The following is a 16,259-nucleotide window of genomic DNA, read 5'->3' on the forward strand; positions in this document are numbered from 1 at the left end:
GGGGTCATCCTGCGGCTGGCAGGATCTGCTCGCCGTAGAAGTCGATCATCTCGCGGTAGCCCGGTCCCATGTTCGCGATGTAGAGCGCGTCGTAGCCGGCTTCGCGGTAGGCCGCGATCTGCGCCAGGTGTCGCTCGGGATCCGGTCCCGCCACGACGGAGCCGCGAGTCGACTCCATCGTCACCAGCTCGCTGGCCTGCTCGACGTGCTCGGGCGTCGGCAGCACCTGGGCGAGCTCGCCAGGGAGGCCGGCGTTCGGCCACAAGCGGTGGGCGTGCTCCCAGCCCTCCTCGGCGGAGGAGGCGTAGGCCACCTTCGCGCCGGCCTGGGCCGGCTTGCCACCCGACGCGTCCTTGAACCGGCGCACCGCCTCGGCCTCGGGCGCGGTGTTCACGAACCCGTCCCCGATCTTCGCGGCGACGTCGATCGCCTTCGGCCCGAAGCCCGAGACGTAGATCTCCGGGCGGGTCTCGGGCAGGTCGTAGATGCGCGCGTGGTCGACCCGGTAGTGCTTGCCCTCCCAGGAGACGACCTCGCCGCTCCAGAGCTCGCGGATCACCGCGACCGCCTCCTCCAGCATCTCCAGTCGCCGGTCGACGGAGGGCCAAGGGTCACCGAGGATGTGCTCGTTGAGGGCCTCGCCGCTGCCGACGCCGAGCCGGAACCTGCCGTCGAGCAGAACCCCGGCCGTCGCGGCCGCCTGGGCGATGACGGCGGGGTGGACGCGCACCGTCGGGCAGGTCACCGCGGTCGTCACGGGCAGTGAGCACACCCGGCTCAGCGCTCCGATCATGCCCCAGACGAACGGGCTGTGGCCCTGCTCGTCGTTCCACGGGTGGTAGTGGTCGCTGACCCACAGGCCGGTGAAGCCGGCCCGCTCAGCGGCGGCCGCCTGCTCGAGCAGCTCGTCCGGGCCGTACTCCTCGCAAGACAGGAAGTAGCCGATCTCCATGGCTCACCCAGTACCCGCCCCACGCCGCTCCATGTACCCGTTGAGATCCGCGCCGACCCGTCGAGTGACGCCTTCGGACCCGTCTCGACGGGAGGCGAGGTCGAGGGCGGCGGTCGCGGTGGCGGCGGCGGCGCTGACCAGGGCGCTGCGGCGATGCTCGGGCCACCGATGGGCGACGGGCAGCATGCTCGCCGCGTGCGCGAGGTCGACGGCCGCACCGAGCCACCGAGCCCGGCCTGCCGCCTGACCGCCCAGAAGGGACTCGACGCCGGCCTGCACGAGAAGTCGCACCCCCAGCACCCTGGCCACAGCGGCGACCACGGGGTCGTCGCGATCGGCGGCGCCGAGCAGTGCCAGCGCCTGCCGGGGCACGACCAGGCAGGCGCTTCCGACGGCGAGCCGCGAGGCGGTCGCCGCCCTCACCGGCGTACGGCGCGCACGGCGGCCACGACTGCCCCGGCCAGGCACAGCCCGGCGACGGCGACCGTCCCATGGTGCTGGGAGGCCCACACCTGCGGGGAGCGGCCGTGAGCACGGTCGTCGAAGAGCCCGTGGGCGCCGTAGTCGCGGCCGTCGGGCCCGTCGGCCGGCTCCCACAGGTTGGCCGCCTGGTCGGCCGGCTTGGGCGAGCCCGTCTGCTGAGAGTCGAACCCGGTGCGGGCGAGGTACCGGTCGAGCAGTCCCGGCGCCACGGCGTTCACCAGCAGGGTCGCGGCCGTCGTCTCCCCCACCCAGTACTCCCGGCGACGCGGGTGGTCGGCGGCGAAGACCACGGCCCGGGCGGCCACCTCGGGCTGGTAGATCGGCGGCACCGGCTGAGCCTGGTCCGGAAGCCGTGAGAGGACCCAGGAGAACTGCGGGGTGTTGACAGCCGGCATCTGCACCATCGTCACCTGGACGGCGCTCTTCTCGTGCAGGAGCTCGGTGCGCACGGACTCGTGGAAGCCCTGGGTGGCGTGCTTGGCGCCACAATAGGCACTTTGCAGGGGGATCCCGCGGTAGGCCAGCGTCGACCCCACCTGCACGACCGTGCCGCGGTTGCGCGGCAGCATCCGACACAACGCCGAGCGGGTGCCGTTGACGAAGCCGAGGTAGGTCACCCGGGTGACCCGCTCGAACTCGTCGGGCTCGATGTCGACGAAGCGCGCGAACACCGACGTGAAGGCGACGTTCACCCAGATGTCGATCTCGCCCAGCTGCTCCTCGACCTGGCTCGCGACCGAGTCCAACGCCGCGGCGTCGGCCGTGTCGGCGGGAAAGACCGCGACCGTACCTCCGAGCGCCTCGATGTCGGCGCGGGCGCCCTCCAGGCCACGCACGCCCCGGGCAACCAGCGCCACGGCGTCGCCCCGGCCGCCGAAGAGCTTCGCGCTCGCCCGCCCGATCCCGCCGGAGGCACCGGTGACGACGACGACGCGCTGCCCGGACGCGGTGGTCATGCCCGCCTTCCCAGCCAGCGTCGGTGCACGTCGCGCTTGACCTCGTCCTCGGTGCGCTTCGTGGTGGGGTCCGGGAACTCGTGCTCGTTGTCCTGCACCACGTCGCGCAGCTGGTCGGACGCCGAGCCGCCGCCCTGCACGTCGTAGAAGAAGCCGCCGTAGAGGGCGAGCCCACCGCCCACCAGCAGGAGCACGAGGCCGGAGACGGCCCACGCCCAGGACGGCACGATGATGCCCGCACCGATCAGGACCAGAGCCGCCACCATGACGACCAGCGCGATCCAGGTCCAGCGTGGGCGGACCGTGTGGGTGCGCCCGTGGCGCACGGGTGGCTCGGACATGTGACTCACTCGTTTGCTCCTCCCGTCAGGCGACGCGGTACGTCGCGAGGTCGATGTCGCGCAGAGCCAGGCCGTGGCCTGGTGCGTGCGCCGGCACGATCCGGCCCCCGGCCGGATCGGGGAATCCCTCGAAGAACCGGCTCTCGACGCGCACGTGGTCCTCAAACCACTCGAGGTGTCGCAGGTTCGGAGTGGCCAGGGCGACCGGCGCCGCCAGCGAGGGAGCGCAGTGACCGGACACCTCAAGGCCGTACCCCGCCACGAGCGCCGCGATCCGCAGCCACTCCGTGTAGCCGCCGCAGCGCGTCACGTCGACCTGGACGCAGTCCACGGCGTCGGCGGACAGGAGGTGGGCGAAGTAGGCAAGGCTGTCGCCGTACTCCCCCGCGGTCACGTCGGCGACGCTCTGCTCGCGGACCCGACGCAGACCCGGCAGGTCCTCGGAGCTCACCGGCTCCTCGAACCACACGACCCCCATGTCCTCCAGCCGGCGGGCGACGCGCACCGCCTGCTGCGCCTGGTAGCCGCCATTGGCGTCGACGAAGACGTCGACGGCGTCGCCGACCACCTCGCGCGCCAGGGCCACCCGGACCAGGTCCCGGTCGACCTCGGTGCCCCAGGACTCGCCGATCTTGAGCTTCACCTGCACGAAGCCCTGTTGCATCCAGCCTTCGAGCTGGTGCTTCAGGTGCGGTCCGGAGTCGGTGGTGAACCCGCCACTGCCGTACACGCGGACGTCGTCGCGGACGGCGCCGAGCAGCGTCGCGAGGGGCAAACCCAGGAGGCGTGCACGCAGGTCCCACAAGGCCGTGTCGACAGCAGAGACGGCCATGCCGACCAGCCCCGGCCGCCCGGCGTTGCGGACCGCCCGCACCATGGACTGCCACGACCGGGCGACGTCCATGGCCCCCTCTCCCACCACGGTGCCGGCGAGCAGGTCGCCGACCACGGCCGCAGCCGCCGCCGGCCCGTAGGTCCATCCGGTGCCGACCGGCAGGGACGGGTCCGGCGTCGAGACGCGCACGAGCACCAGCGTCGTGGAGTCCCAGGTCAGCGTGCCGTCGCCCTCCGGACGACCGGTCGGGACGGTGTACGCCGTCGCCTCGACCGAGGCCACTGGCACCTCGACGCGGCTCGTCTCAGTCGCGGTCATGGCCGTCGGCTCGCCCGGAGGTGTCCGAGCTCCCCTCGGAGTCGGAGCCCAGGGGCAGGAGCTCCTGGGCCTTGGTCCGGAACCCCTCCTTGACCACACCCCAGCGCGAGGTGTCGCCCTTGATCAGCGCCCGCGCCATGTTCGTCATCTGCTCGAGGGTCGCGTGGGGCGGGATCGGTGGCACGTCCGGGTCACAGTGGACGTCGAGCAGCACCGGCTTGTCGGCGGAGAGCGCGTGGCGCCAGGCGCCCTGGAGGTCGTCGGGGTCGGTGATCGTCAGCCCGTCCAGACCGATCGAGGCCGCGAACTCGGCGTACGACGTCTCGGGGAGCGCCTGCGACTCGATGAAGGCCGGCGTCCCGCCCATCGCCCGCAGCTCCCAGGTGACCTGGTTGAGGTCGTTGTTGTGCAGCACCGCGACGACGAGCCGGGGGTCGCTCCAGGACCTGTAGTAGCGCGCGATGGTGAGCAGCTCTGCCAGCCCGTTCATCTGCATCGCGCCATCGCCCTCGAACGCCACCGCCGGCCGTTCCGGATGGGCGAACTTCGCTCCGATCGCGTAGGGCACGGCCGGGCCCATGGTGGCGAGGTTTCCGGACAGCGAGCCGCGCATCCCGCCGCGGAACCTGACCTGACGGGCGTACCAGTTGGCAGCCGAGCCGCTGTCGGCGGCGACCATGCAGTCCTCGGGCGCCTGGCTGGAGAACTCGCTGAAGATCCGCATCGGGTTGACGGGCTTGGCGGCGACGTGCGCCTCGGCGTCCATCACCTCCCACCAGCGGCTCACGTTGTGCTGGATCGTCTCCAGCCAGCCGCGGTCGGCCTTGCGCTCCAGCAGCGGCAACAGCGCCTGGAGTGTGCGCCCGGCATCTCCGACGAGGTTGCACTCGTAGGGGTAGCGCATCCCGATCATGCCGCCGTCGAGGTCGATCTGGACGCCGCGTGCCTGGTCGAGGTCGGGCAGGAACTGCGTGTAGGGGAAGCTCGAGCCGACGGTGAGCAGCGTGTCGCAGCCCTGCATCATCTCGTAGCTCGGCCGGGTGCCGAGCAGGCCGATCGAGCCTGTCACGTACGCCAGCTCGTCGGAGAGCACGTCCTTGCCCAGAAGGGCCTTGGCGACCCCCGCTCCGAGGACGTCGGCGACCTGCATCACCTCGTGAGCAGCACCTCGAGCACCCTGGCCCACGAGCATGGCGACCTTGGAGCCGGCGTTGAGGATCTCGGCGGCGGCCGCCAGTCCGTCGTCGTCCGCGACGACGTGACCCCAGCTGGTGCCCAGGCTCGAGGGGACCATCTTGAACTCGTGACCAGGCGGCTCGTACTCCAGCTCCTGGACGTCGTTCGGGATGATGATCGCGGTGGGGGCACGGCGGCTCGTCGCGATGCGGATGGCACGGTCGAGGACGCCCGGCAGCTGCTCGGGCACCGTCACCATCTGCACGTAGTCGCTGGCGACGTCCTTGAAGAGGCTGAGCAGGTCGACCTCCTGCTGGTAGCTGCCGCCCATGGCCGAGCGGTTGGTCTGGCCGACGATCGCGACGACGGGAACGTGGTCGAGCTTGGCGTCGTACAGGCCGTTGAGCAGGTGGATGGCGCCGGGGCCGGACGTGGCCAGGCAGATGCCGGGACGGCCGCTGAACTTCGCGTACCCCACGGCCTCGAACGCCGCCATCTCCTCGTGCCTGGCCTGGATGAAGCGGGGCTGGTCGTCGGCTCGCGACAGGGCGCCGACGATGCCGTTGATGCCGTCTCCGGGGTAGCCGAAGATCTGCTGGACATCCCATGCACGGAGTCGCTCCAGCAGCTGGTCGGCAACGGTGGTGCTCATCGTGTTCCTCCTCGGTTCGGGTCCTCGGTCTGTCGGTGCAGCAGGTCGGCCAGGAGCTCGGCCAGGTGGACGCCCTCACGGCCGCCGCTGTCGAGGTCCTGGATCTGGGTGCGGCAGGAGAAGCCGTCGGCCAGGACGACGGTGTCGTCGGCCGCGTCGCGGACGCGTGGCAGGAGCGTCTGCTCGGCCAGGGCCCTGCTGACGTCGCCGTGGCCCGCGGTGAACCCGAAGTTCCCGGCGAGGCCGCAGCACCCCGAGTCGAGCCGCTCGGCGTCGACGCCGACCCTCTCCAACACCCTCTGGTCGGCGTCCCAGCTCATCACCGCGTGCTGGTGGCAGTGGACCTGGGCGATGGCCCGGGTGTCCTTCGGCGCCACGGGCGGCTCCCAGCCGTCCGTGTGCTCGGTGAGCAGCTCGGCCAGGGTGACGACGTGGTCGGCCACCCGGTGCGCGTCCTGGTCGTCGGGGAAGAGCTGGTGCATGTCGGAGCGGAAGACCGCGGTGCAGCTGGGCTCGAGGCCGACGACGTAGCCCTCCTCACGGACGTGCGGCGCGAGCGCGCGGATCGACCGACGCAGCACTCGTCGCGCGATCCCCAGCTGGCCGGTCGAGATCCAGGTGAGGCCGCAGCACAGATGCTCCGTGGGGATCTCCACCTCCCACCCGGCAGCCTCGAGCACCTCGACCGCCGCCTTGCCGATCTCGGGGTTGAAGGCGTTGGTGAAGGTGTCCGGCCAGAGCAGCACCCGGCCGCGGGGTGCGGGGCGGTGGCAGTCCGCCGCGCCCGAGATGCGGCGGCCCCACCACTGCTGGAGGGTCTCGGGGGCGAAGCGCGGGACCGGCCGGTCCTCCAGGCCGGCCGCGCGCGTGGCCAGGCGGGCCAGGGGACGTCGAGCGGCCAGCGCGTTCAGCGGGCGCGCAGCGCCGGTTCGTGCGACGACCGCGGCCATCGCCGGGAGCCACCCGGTGGCGTAGTCGGCACGGGGGCGCAGCCGGTGCCGGTAGTGCTGCGCCAGGAACTCGGCCTTGTACGTCGCCATGTCGACGTTGGCCGGACAGTCGGTCTTGCACCCCTTGCAGGCCAGGCAGAGATCGAGGGCGTTCTTGACCTCCTCGGAGCGCCAGCCGTCCCTGATGACGCCGTCCGGGTGGCCGTCCAGCATCTCGAAGAGCAGGCGCGCCCGACCACGCGTGGAGTGCTCCTCCTCCTGCGTCACCTGGTACGACGGGCACATCACGGTGCCGCCGTCGTTCTCGTGCTTGCGGCACTTGCCGACACCGACGCAGCGGTTCGCCGCCTGGCGGAAGGAGCCGCCGTCGTCGGGGTAGTGGAAGAAGAGGGGGTGGAGGTCGCGGGGGGCCCATGCGCCGCCGAGCCTCAGGTGCTCGTCGAGGCGGGCTGGGTGCACGACCTTGCCGGGGTTCATCCGGTCCTGCGGGTCGAAGAGCACCTTCACCTCCTCGAACAGCGAGACGACCTCGCCGCCGAACATCCGAGGCAGCAGCTCGCCACGGGTCTGGCCGTCGCCGTGCTCGCCGGACAGCGAGCCGCCGTACGACACGACGAGGTCCGCGGCACGTTCGAGGAACCGGCGGTACCTCGCGACGCCCTCGGTGGTGTACAGGCCGAAGGGGATCCGCGTGTGCACGCACCCCTGGCCGAAGTGGCCGTAGAGGGCGGGGCCGGTGTCCGAGGCGTACCCGAACTCCTCATAGAGCCGCTGCAGGTCGCGCAGGTAGTCGCCGAGTCGGTCGACGGGGACCGCGGAGTCCTCCCAGCCCTCCCAGGTGTCCGGCTTGCCGGGCACGTGGGCAGTGGCACCGAGTCCGGCCTCGCGCACCTGCCACAGCTCGTCCTCGCGCTCCGGGTCGTCGATGAACCTCACGTCGGGGTCGTGCTCGGTGTCGCCGAGGCTGTCGAGCATGGCGTGCGCGCGCCGGTCGGACTCGTCGGCGTCCTCGCCTCCGAACTGCACCAGCAGAAAGCCGGTCCCGTCCGGCAGCTCTCCGAGCGCCTGGGCGTTCATGCCCTTCAGCTGCTCGTCGTGGATCAGGTAGTGGTCGACCCCCTCGAGCGCGATCGGCTCGTGCTCGACGATCGCCGGCACGGCGTCGGCCGCCCTCGCGATGTCGTCGAAGCCCAGCACCACCAGGGTGCGCGCCTTCACGACCGGCACCAGCTCGAGCTCCGCTCCCAGGATCGTGACCAGGGTGGACTCGCTGCCCACGAGCAGGCCGGCGATGTCGAAGCCGTGCTCGGGGAGGAGCGAGTCGAGGTTGTAGCCCGAGACACGCCGCGGGATGTCGGGGTAGCGCCTCCGGATCAGCTCGGCGTGCTCGTCGCGCAGACGTCGTAGCGAGCGGTAGATCTGGGAGCGGCGGTCGCCCATCCGCTCGATCACCGAGTACTGCTGGTCGTCGGTGCGCCGGGCGGTGAAGCGGGTGCCGTCGTACAGCAGGACGTCGAGCGAGACGACGTTGTCGACCACCTTGCCGGTGCGCTGCGCGGTGGCGCCGCAGGAGTTGTTCCCGATCATCCCGCCGAGCGTGCAGTTCTGGTGGGTCGCGGGCTCGGGCCCGAAGCGGAGGCCGGTCGAGGCGAGCTGCCGGTTGAGGACGTCGAGGACGATCCCGGGCTCGACCACGCAGGTGCGCGCATCCTGGTCCACCGACACCAGCCGGTGGCAGTACTTCGTGAAGTCCAGCACGACGGCCTCGTTGGTGCACTGGCCCGCCAGGCTCGTGCCGCCTCCGCGGTTGACGATCGGCAGGTCGTACTCGCGACAGACCGCGACCGCCTCCGCGGCTGCCTCGGTCGTGCGAGGCACGACGACACCGATCGGCACCTGGCGGAAGTTCGAGGCGTCGGTGGAGTACGCCGCCCTGGACCCCGTGTCGAACCTGACCTCGCCGTCCACCCGCGCGCGCAGGGCCGAGACGGCGTCGAGGGTCTCCGCCGCGGCGGGGTCGCGAGGTCGGGTCGGGTCGAGCGTGTGGGTCATAGGTCACCTCCGGAGAACGGCAGCACGCGGGTCAGGTACCCCCTCGGGCACGCCGTACCCACGCTTGTCGGACTACATGCGGCGTCGCATGTAACCTGACTGCGTGGAGGCACCGCCTGACGCCGTGGTGGACGCGCTGCTGACGTCCGCCAGGGCACTGGTCGGGATGGCCATCCAGACCGTCGCCGAAGGGCCGATGCCGGTGACGGTGGCGCAGCACCGAGTGCTGCTCCTGCTCGACGAGAGCGGAGGCCTCTCGGTCACCGACGTGGCGACGAGGCTCGGCGTGGACCAGTCCAACGCCAGTCGGCACTGCACCCGCCTCGACGAGCTCGGCCTGGTCGACCGCCGCGAGGCGCCAGCGGACCGTCGGTCGGTCGAGCTCCGGCTGTCACCGGCGGGTCGCCGCCAGGTCCGGGCGGTGCGCGAGGCCCGCCGGCGGTGGGCCCGCGCTGTCCTGACCCGCCTCGACTCCGACGAGATCGGCCCGCTCGTCGCGAGTCTCGCGACCTTCGCCGCGGCCGCGGACTCGGTGCACCCCGACAGTCCCGCGCCGCTGCTCTGACAGGGACCGGCGAACGGCACCTACGACACACTCGGGCCCACTCGGGCCCACTCGGGCCCACTCGGACACACTCGGGCCTCGCTCAGGTCCGCTGCCGGCGTACCTCGTCGACGACTGCCAGCACCAGGGCCACCAGGAGCAGGACGATCGTCGTGTGCAGCGCGTCGGAGAACGCCTGGGCGAAGTCCCCCCGGGTCGAGCTCAGCGACTCGAAGAACTGTGCAAGGACGACGGCCACCCCGATGGCCGACCCGACTCGCTGCGCCGTCTGGAGCAGCCCACCGCCGGCTCCCGCGCGAGCCGGGTCGACCTCGGCCAGAGACAGGGTCACGTTCGGCGAGATCACCATCCCCCCGCCGAAGCCCGCGCAGAGGAGCAGCGGAGCCAGGGCCAGCCCGACGTGGCTGTGCACGTGCGGCACCACCTGGTCGAGCGCCACGAGGCTGCCGCAGATGACCACCAACCCGACCACGACGAGCCGCCGCCCGAACCGGTTGACGAGGCGACCGGCGAGAAACGCGGAGGCCGCCGAGCCCACGGCGAACGACGTCTGGGTGGCCCCGGCCTGGAGCGCCGAGTAGCCCAGCCCCTCCTGGAGGTAGAGCGTGAGGATCAGGAAGATCGCGGTGAACCCGGCGAAGTAGAAGGTCCCCACGGAGAGTCCGAACACGTACGACGGGATGCGGCGCAGGCTCAGGTCCACCAGCGTCTGGCGCTGTTGCCGCGTCGAGTGCACCTCCCAGACGAAGAAGGCCACCAGCACCCCGGCGGCCGCTCCCACCAGCCACCACGGCCGGCTGGACAGGGCCTGTCCTTGGGAGCCGCCGACCACCGGGAGCAGCACGAGCAAGGTCGCCGCCGCGAACAGCAGCACCCCAACCGGGTCCAACGACGCCGACCGGCTGCCTTCGGCCTTGGGCAGCCAACGGCGCGCCAGCGCGACCAGGGCGATCCCGATCGGGACGTTGACGTAGAACACCCAGCGCCAGCCCTCACTCACGCCACCGAGCTGGATCAGCACTCCGCCCAGCAACGGCCCCAGCGCCGTCGAGATGCCGATGGTGGCGCCGAACAGGCCGAACGCACGCCCCCGCTCCTCGCCGCGGAACATCGTCTGGATGAACCCCGAGACCTGCGGGGTGATCAGCCCTCCGCCGACTCCCTGGACGACTCGGGCCACGGCCAGCCAGAGCGGGTTCACGGCCGCCCCGCAGGCCGCGCTCGAGGCGGTGAAGACCGCCACGCCGACCAGGAACACGAGCCGTCGCGAGCGCGCGTCTCCCAGCCGGCCTGAGGGGACCAGGGCCATGCCGAACGCGACCGAGTAGCCGGCGACGACCCATTGGATCTCACTCTCTCCGGCGTGCAGGCCGGTGCGGATCGACGGCAGCGCGACGTTGACGATGCTGACATCGAGCAAGCACATCCCGCCGGCCACCAGGCAGAGCACCAAGGCGCGCCACCGATGGCCCCGCTCCTCGGCATCCATCTCGGGTGGGCTGGTCGACGTGGTCTCGGGGGCGTCAGGCCTCGAGGACGCTGACGTTGCGTCGCAGTCAGGGCGTTGCACACCACTCCTTACCCGGTACGCGGCCTGGCCATGAGCGCGACCGTGAGCCTCCGGCCCGGGCCGGAGCCCTGGCATGCTGACTCACCCCGAGGGGTACGTGCGGCACGTGAGCAGGGCTGTCCCGGAGGTGTCCACCCTCCAGTTCGACGCAGGTGTGCCGTTGGACTCCGGCAGCCATCCGGCCGCCGTCTGGGCCCGCCGGGTGATGCTCGCTGCCATGGTCCTGGTGGTCCTGGGCGCACTCACCAGCTTCCTCGGCGTCCACACCAGCACGGCCACGGCCAGTGGCAACGGCTACACCCTCTCCTTGCGCTACCCCTGGGTCGCCCGCGCCGGGCTGGACGTCGAGTGGCAGGCGACGGTCACCCACCCGGGCGGGTTCGGCAAGGAGGTCACCTTGGCGGTGACGGCCGACTACTTCGACATCTTCGAGACCCAGGGCTTCCACCCCGAGCCGTCGGACGAGACCCGCGACGGCCACACCCTGTACCTGACCTTCGAGGCGCCCCCCGGCAGCACCTTCGTCGTCTACTACGACGCCTACATCCAACCCGCGAGCCAGCAGGGCAAGTCCGCTCGACTCGCGGTGCTCGACGCGGGCAAGCCCGTGGTCTCGCTCGACTACCGCACCCGGCTGCTGCCCTGACCGCTATCCGTCCCGAGAGAGGAGCCCGACGTGGAGATCGTCATCCGCGCGGCCGTCATGTTCCTGTTCCTGTGGGCGGTCACGCGCGCTGTCGGCCGCTCGACCCTGGGCGAGCTGAGCACCTTCGAGCTGTTGTTGTACGTCGTGCTGGGCGACCTGATCCAGCAGGCGGTGACCCAGCAGGACTACTCGGTCACCTCCGGGATCCTGGCCATCTCGGTGTTCGCCCTGCTGACCGTCGTCCTCGGCTGGACACAGTGGCGATTCCCGCGCACGCGCCCGATGATCAACGGCAAGCCCGTCGTCATCGTCCGGGACGGCGAGGTGCTCGCGACGCCGGTCCGTCAGCAGCGGCTCTCCACCGCGGACCTTCTCGCCATCGCCCGCCAGCAGGGGATCCGCAGCATCGGCGACGTCGAGCTGGCGGTCCTGGAGGCGGACGGCAAGGTCTCCTTCTTCACCCAGAGCTCACCGGAAGGCGCGCCGGAGACCGGCGCCGGGGTCTCCTAGCCCTCAGGGTCACCCCTCAGGTTCTCCGGTGGAGTCGGCTGTCTCCGTTGAGGAGGTAGCTCGGTGGTGTGGCGGGGTCGTGGGCGCGGTGGTGGTAGGGGCAGAGGAGGATGCCGTTGTCGAGGGAGGTCGAGGGAGGGGGGCCGCCTCGGGTCCAGGGGTCTTGTGGTGGGCCTCGGTCCAGGCGGCGGGGCAGTCGCAGCCCTCGGTGCGGCAGTGCTGGTCGCGGGCGTCCAGGGCGGTGCGGAGCGGCCCGGTGAACAGGCGGCCGGCGCGACCCACGCCCAAGATCTCACTCTTGCCGACGAGTCCACGGCACCAGAGGATCTGCGGACAGCCACCGAGAGACCACGACACCCCGGCGCAGACCGCCGGAGGCAGCTACCTCGACCCGGGCCGAGATCGCCGACCCAGCTTGAGAGCTCGGAAGCGCTCGTGGGCGATCGCGGCTCGCGCGGCGTTCATGCCCGGCGCCCCGTGCACCGCCCCGCCCGGATGCGCCGACGCCGAGCCCAGGTAGAGGCCGCGGATCCCGGTCTCCGCCCGTCCCCACCCGGGCACCGGCCGGAAGATCAGCTCCTGGTGCAGCTGCGTCGTGCCGCCGTTGACGGCTCCGCCGATGAGGTTGGGGTTCGCGGCCTCGAGCTCGCGCGGCCCGAGGACCCGCCGGGCCCGGATCCGACCGGCGAACCCCGGTGCCCGCTCCTCGATCCTGGCCTGCATGCGGTCCGCGAAGCGCTCGCGCTCGCTGGCATCCCAGGAGCCCGTGATGCCCTCGTCGCCCCGGTCGCCACGCACCTGCTGGGGCACGTGGGTGTAGGCCCAGAGCGCCTCGGTCCCGGAGGGCGAGCGCGTCGGATCGGTCGTGGTCATCTGACCCATGAGCAGGAACGGTCGGGCCGGCACGTAGCCGGCCCAGATCTGCCCCACGGACTCGCTGAGCTGCGACAGCGAGTCGCCGACGTGGACCGTGCCCGGGGCGTACGGCGCGGGGACCTGCCACGGCACCGGGCCGTCGAGCGCCCAGTCGACCTTGACCGTCGAAGGATCGAGCTGGAAGCGCCGCATCCCCCGGCGAACGCGGTCCGGCAGGTCCGCGGGGTCGAGGAGGCGCTCGTAGAGGATCGGAGCGACGACCGCACCGACCACCGCCCGTCCGGCGACGACCCGTGACCCGCCGCCGTACCGCACGGCCACGGCCCGCCCGCCCTCTACCTCGATCCTGTCGACCGGGGCGGAGCACCGCACCTCACCACCTCGCGAGTCCAGCCTGCGGGCGAGAGCCTCGACGAGCCGGGAGCTGCCGCCCTCGGGCACCGGGAAGCCATGGACCTGACCGACCAACGTCATCAGCAGGCCCATCAGCCCGGATCCGGGTGCGTCCAGCGGGATGTCGGAGTGGGCGGCGTTCCCCGCGACCAGCAGCCGTGGCGCCTCACCGCGGAAGGGCCAGAGCGCGTCGTCCAGTGCCGGCGTCAGGAGCATCCGGACCAGGTCCATCCCGCCCGCCGAGCGCAGCCGCAGCAGTCCCTTGGCAGTCGCCCGCGCCGGCGGGAACGGCGTGAGCAGCGCCTCGACCAGGGCGTCGCCGATGCGGTCCCACCGCTCGCACAGCGCGAGCCAGGCCTCTCCGTCGCCGGGACACAGACCGTCCAGGAGCGACGCGGTCACCTCCCGGTCGCGGTGGAGCGTCGCCCAGGTGCCGTCCGGGCGTGGGTGCCCGAGCACCGCCGGAGCGTGACGCCACCGCAGCCCGTGCCCCTCGAGATCGAGCGACCGTAGCGCCGGGGATGCCGCGCCGAGCGGGTAGAACGAGCTGAACATGTCGTGCTCGAACGCCGGGTCGACCGAGCGGTCGCTGTGCACCGCCCCACCGATGTGCGGCCGGCCCTCGAGGACGACGACCGACCAACCGGCATCAGCGAGCCGGTTGGCGGCGACGAGGCCGTTGGGGCCGGCGCCGATCACGACCGCGTCGTAGGTCTCGTGCGGGGCGGGCACGGTCACCCACGCCGCTCGGCGAGCCAGGCGAGCCGGCGCAGCGTCTCGCGGTTGCGCACCTGAAGGGTCAGCGCCCGGATCGGCTGTGGCACGAACCGGGCGGGACCGGTGACGAGGTCCTCCTCGATGGTCAGCGAGGCGCCCGCACCACGGTCCTCGACCCGAATCTGCACGTCAGCCTCACCTCCGGGCCAGGCCTTGGCGCGCAGCCGCAGCATCCGACCCTCCACCGAGTCGACGACCTCGGTGTCGTCATCGACCACCAGCGGCCACACGCCGACCGAGTGATGCAGCCGCGAGCCCGGGCTGGGCCACTCGTCGTCCACCTGTCGCATCCTGGTCGCGCCCACGACCCACAAGGGGTAGAGCCATCCGTCAGCCAGGACCTTCCAGACGTCCTCCGGCGGGGCATCGACGTCCTGCTGCACTCGGTTCACAACCGTCCGTACCCCGCCGACAAGCGATTGAACCGGCCCCGTCGTCGCGGATCCGGCGTGCTGGACGGGCAGTGACCTCGCGGGTCGTGGGGCCCGGCACCAAGGCCGCGTCCGCTCGGCGCTGGGCGTGCCGCCCCGTATCGGGCGACACAGCCTGACGACCCGGTGCCCGTGGCGATCCGCGCGCATGCGCCCGGACGCGCGTGCCCTCGCCGGCACTGGGTACCGAGGTCGCATGCCCCCGACGACTCCTCTGACCTCCCTGTGGCGCGACCGTCCGCCGATCGAGACCGACACCGAGCTGGCCGGGCGCTACGACGACGTCGTGGTCGGCGCCGGGCTGACCGGGCTGGCCACCGCACTGCTGCTCGCGCGCTCCGGGCGTCACGTCGCGGTGATCGAGGCGAGAGAGGTCGGCGCGGTCACCACCGGGAACACCACCGGCAAGGTCTCCCTGCTCCAAGGCACTCGCCTCTCGCGCGTCCTCCAGCGACAGAGCCGCCGGGTCGCCGAGGCGTACGTCGAGGCCAACCGGGAAGGCCAGGCCTGGCTGCTCCGCTTCTGCGAGGAGCACGGTGTCGGATTCCAGCGGCGCACCGCGGCGACGTACGCGGCGGACGCCTCCTCGCTGCGCGCCGCCAGGGAGGAGCACGAGGCCGCCCGCAGTCTCGGCCTGGAGGTCGTCTGGGAAGACGAGCTCGCAGTGCCCTTCCCGCACGCCGGAGCCACGACGCTGGCCGACCAGGCGCAGCTCGACGCGATGGAACTCCTGGAGGTCCTGGTCCGCGAGGTACGCCGCGAAGGCGGCACGGTGGTCACCGGGAGGCGAGTGGTCGCCGCACCTCTCGCGCACCCCACGGCGGTCGACCTCGAGGACGGAGCCCGCGTCGAGTCGGAGAACCTGATCCTGGCGACCGGGACCCCGATCCTCGACCGCGGCCTGTACTTCGCCAAGGTCGAGCCTCAGCGCTCCTACGCCCTGGCGTTCACGCACCCGAGCCCACCACAGCTCATGCTCCTCTCGGCCGGCTCGCCGACGCGGAGCGTTCGCGACGCCGCCTCCGACGACGGACCGCTGCTGCTGGTCGGCGGTGAGGGCCACACGGTCGGCCGAGCGCACTCTCCCAGCCACCATCTCGACTCGCTGCGGGGCTGGGCGCAGTCGTGGTTCCCCGCTGCGGAGGAGACCCACGCCTGGTCCGCCCAGGACTACTCCTCGCACGACGGCCTTCCTGCCATCGGCCATCTTCCGCGCGGGCGTGGGCACGTCTACGTCGCGACCGGGTACGGCAAGTGGGGTCTGACCAACGGCGTCGCGGCAGCTCTCTCCCTGACCAAGCAGGTCCACGGCCATCGCGCCACCTGGCAGCAGCCGATCTCGCGACGCGTGACTCGGCCGAGCGGCGCCCTGGAGATCGCGCGACTCAACGCCGCGGTCGGCGTGCGACTGGTGGGCGACCTGGCGCGCGCGGAGCTCCGCGCGCCGCGCCAACCGGCCGAGGGCGAGGGCGTCGTCGCCCGCCGGGGAGCCCTTCCCGTCGGGCAGGCCCGGGTAGACGGACGGCGATGCTCCGTCGTCGCGCTGTGCACCCACCTCGGCGGGACCCTCACCTGGAACGACGCGGAGCGGTCCTGGGACTGCCCACTTCACGGCTCTCGCTTCGGCCCCGACGGCGACGTGCTCGAAGGACCGGCGACGCGGCCTCTCCGGCCCGGGCCGGTTGCCTAGGAGCGCTCGGCAGATCCCGCTCGACCCGGCCGGTCCGGGACGTGGCACCGCCACGGGCCGTCCGGCGTACGTCGGCCCGTGCGGCC

General features: G+C 72.1%; 15 protein-coding genes. 4 read left to right on the forward strand and 11 right to left on the reverse strand.

Annotation, left to right across the window (positions count from 1 at the left end):
- Window positions 1-4 precede the first annotated feature (4 nt).
- Genes VHW64_RS01575 through VHW64_RS01605 form a run of 7 tightly spaced genes read right to left on the reverse strand, consistent with a single transcriptional unit; the run spans window position 5 to window position 8,715 of the window.
- Window positions 5-952, reverse strand: a complete 948-nt coding sequence (locus VHW64_RS01575; RefSeq protein WP_329648744.1) for a TIGR03557 family F420-dependent LLM class oxidoreductase — start codon at window positions 950-952, stop codon at window positions 5-7.
- Between the two features lie 3 nt (window positions 953-955).
- Window positions 956-1,375, reverse strand: coding sequence for a hypothetical protein (locus VHW64_RS01580; RefSeq protein ID WP_329648745.1), 420 nt, complete (start codon window positions 1,373-1,375; stop codon window positions 956-958).
- Entirely contained in the window at window positions 1,372-2,391 is a 1,020-nt protein-coding gene (locus VHW64_RS01585; RefSeq protein WP_329648746.1) for an SDR family oxidoreductase, read from the reverse strand. Before VHW64_RS01585 ends, VHW64_RS01580 begins: the two co-directional genes overlap by 4 nt.
- Entirely contained in the window at window positions 2,388-2,732 is a 345-nt protein-coding gene (locus VHW64_RS01590) for a hypothetical protein (protein WP_329648747.1), read from the reverse strand. The genes VHW64_RS01585 and VHW64_RS01590 overlap by 4 nt, the downstream gene beginning before the upstream one ends.
- 25 nt (window positions 2,733-2,757) lie before the next feature.
- Window positions 2,758-3,885 (reverse strand): enolase C-terminal domain-like protein, encoded by a 1,128-nt coding sequence (locus VHW64_RS01595; protein ID WP_329648748.1) that lies wholly within the window; start codon window positions 3,883-3,885, stop codon window positions 2,758-2,760.
- Complete coding sequence (locus VHW64_RS01600; protein WP_329648749.1) at window positions 3,872-5,713, reverse strand: thiamine pyrophosphate-requiring protein; 1,842 nt, start codon at window positions 5,711-5,713, stop codon at window positions 3,872-3,874. Before VHW64_RS01600 ends, VHW64_RS01595 begins: the two co-directional genes overlap by 14 nt.
- Complete coding sequence (locus VHW64_RS01605; RefSeq protein ID WP_329648750.1) at window positions 5,710-8,715, reverse strand: FAD-binding and (Fe-S)-binding domain-containing protein; 3,006 nt, start codon at window positions 8,713-8,715, stop codon at window positions 5,710-5,712. The genes VHW64_RS01600 and VHW64_RS01605 overlap by 4 nt, the downstream gene beginning before the upstream one ends.
- Before the next feature lie 103 nt (window positions 8,716-8,818).
- On the opposite strand from VHW64_RS01605, the gene VHW64_RS01610 reads away from it, so the two are divergent.
- Complete coding sequence (locus VHW64_RS01610) at window positions 8,819-9,280, forward strand: MarR family winged helix-turn-helix transcriptional regulator (RefSeq protein ID WP_329648751.1); 462 nt, start codon at window positions 8,819-8,821, stop codon at window positions 9,278-9,280.
- A gap of 82 nt (window positions 9,281-9,362) precedes the next feature.
- On the opposite strand, the gene VHW64_RS01615 is transcribed toward VHW64_RS01610, so the two are convergent.
- Entirely contained in the window at window positions 9,363-10,769 is a 1,407-nt protein-coding gene (locus VHW64_RS01615) for an MFS transporter (protein ID WP_329648752.1), read from the reverse strand.
- A gap of 187 nt (window positions 10,770-10,956) precedes the next feature.
- Here VHW64_RS01615 and VHW64_RS01620 point away from each other — a divergent pair, with 187 nt between their 5' ends.
- Both VHW64_RS01620 and VHW64_RS01625 read left to right on the forward strand, forming a co-directional pair.
- The gene (locus VHW64_RS01620) at window positions 10,957-11,496 is read left to right on the forward strand and encodes a hypothetical protein (RefSeq protein WP_329648753.1); all 540 of its coding nucleotides are present in this window, start codon (window positions 10,957-10,959) and stop codon (window positions 11,494-11,496) included.
- Between the two features lie 30 nt (window positions 11,497-11,526).
- Window positions 11,527-12,006: a DUF421 domain-containing protein gene (locus tag VHW64_RS01625; RefSeq protein WP_329648754.1), complete on the forward strand. Its 480-nt coding sequence runs from the start codon at window positions 11,527-11,529 to the stop codon at window positions 12,004-12,006.
- 16 nt (window positions 12,007-12,022) lie between these two features.
- Here the strand turns inward: VHW64_RS01625 and VHW64_RS01630 are convergent, their stop codons facing one another.
- From VHW64_RS01630 to VHW64_RS01640, 3 genes are all read right to left on the reverse strand, one after another.
- Window positions 12,023-12,223 carry an HNH endonuclease gene (locus VHW64_RS01630; protein ID WP_329648809.1) on the reverse strand — a complete coding sequence of 67 codons (201 nt, stop codon included), beginning with the start codon at window positions 12,221-12,223 and terminating at the stop codon, window positions 12,023-12,025.
- A 164-nt stretch (window positions 12,224-12,387) separates the two neighbouring features.
- Window positions 12,388-14,013, reverse strand: a complete 1,626-nt coding sequence (locus tag VHW64_RS01635) for an NAD(P)/FAD-dependent oxidoreductase (RefSeq protein WP_329648755.1) — start codon at window positions 14,011-14,013, stop codon at window positions 12,388-12,390.
- Entirely contained in the window at window positions 14,010-14,444 is a 435-nt protein-coding gene (locus VHW64_RS01640) for an SRPBCC family protein (RefSeq protein WP_329648756.1), read from the reverse strand. Before VHW64_RS01640 ends, VHW64_RS01635 begins: the two co-directional genes overlap by 4 nt.
- A gap of 235 nt (window positions 14,445-14,679) precedes the next feature.
- On the opposite strand from VHW64_RS01640, the gene VHW64_RS01645 reads away from it, so the two are divergent.
- Entirely contained in the window at window positions 14,680-16,173 is a 1,494-nt protein-coding gene (locus tag VHW64_RS01645; protein ID WP_329648757.1) for an FAD-dependent oxidoreductase, read from the forward strand.
- Window positions 16,174-16,259: the final 86 nt, after the last annotated feature.

This window comes from Nocardioides sp. (assembly GCF_036267815.1).
In the GTDB taxonomy this organism is placed as follows: domain Bacteria; phylum Actinomycetota; class Actinomycetes; order Propionibacteriales; family Nocardioidaceae; genus Nocardioides.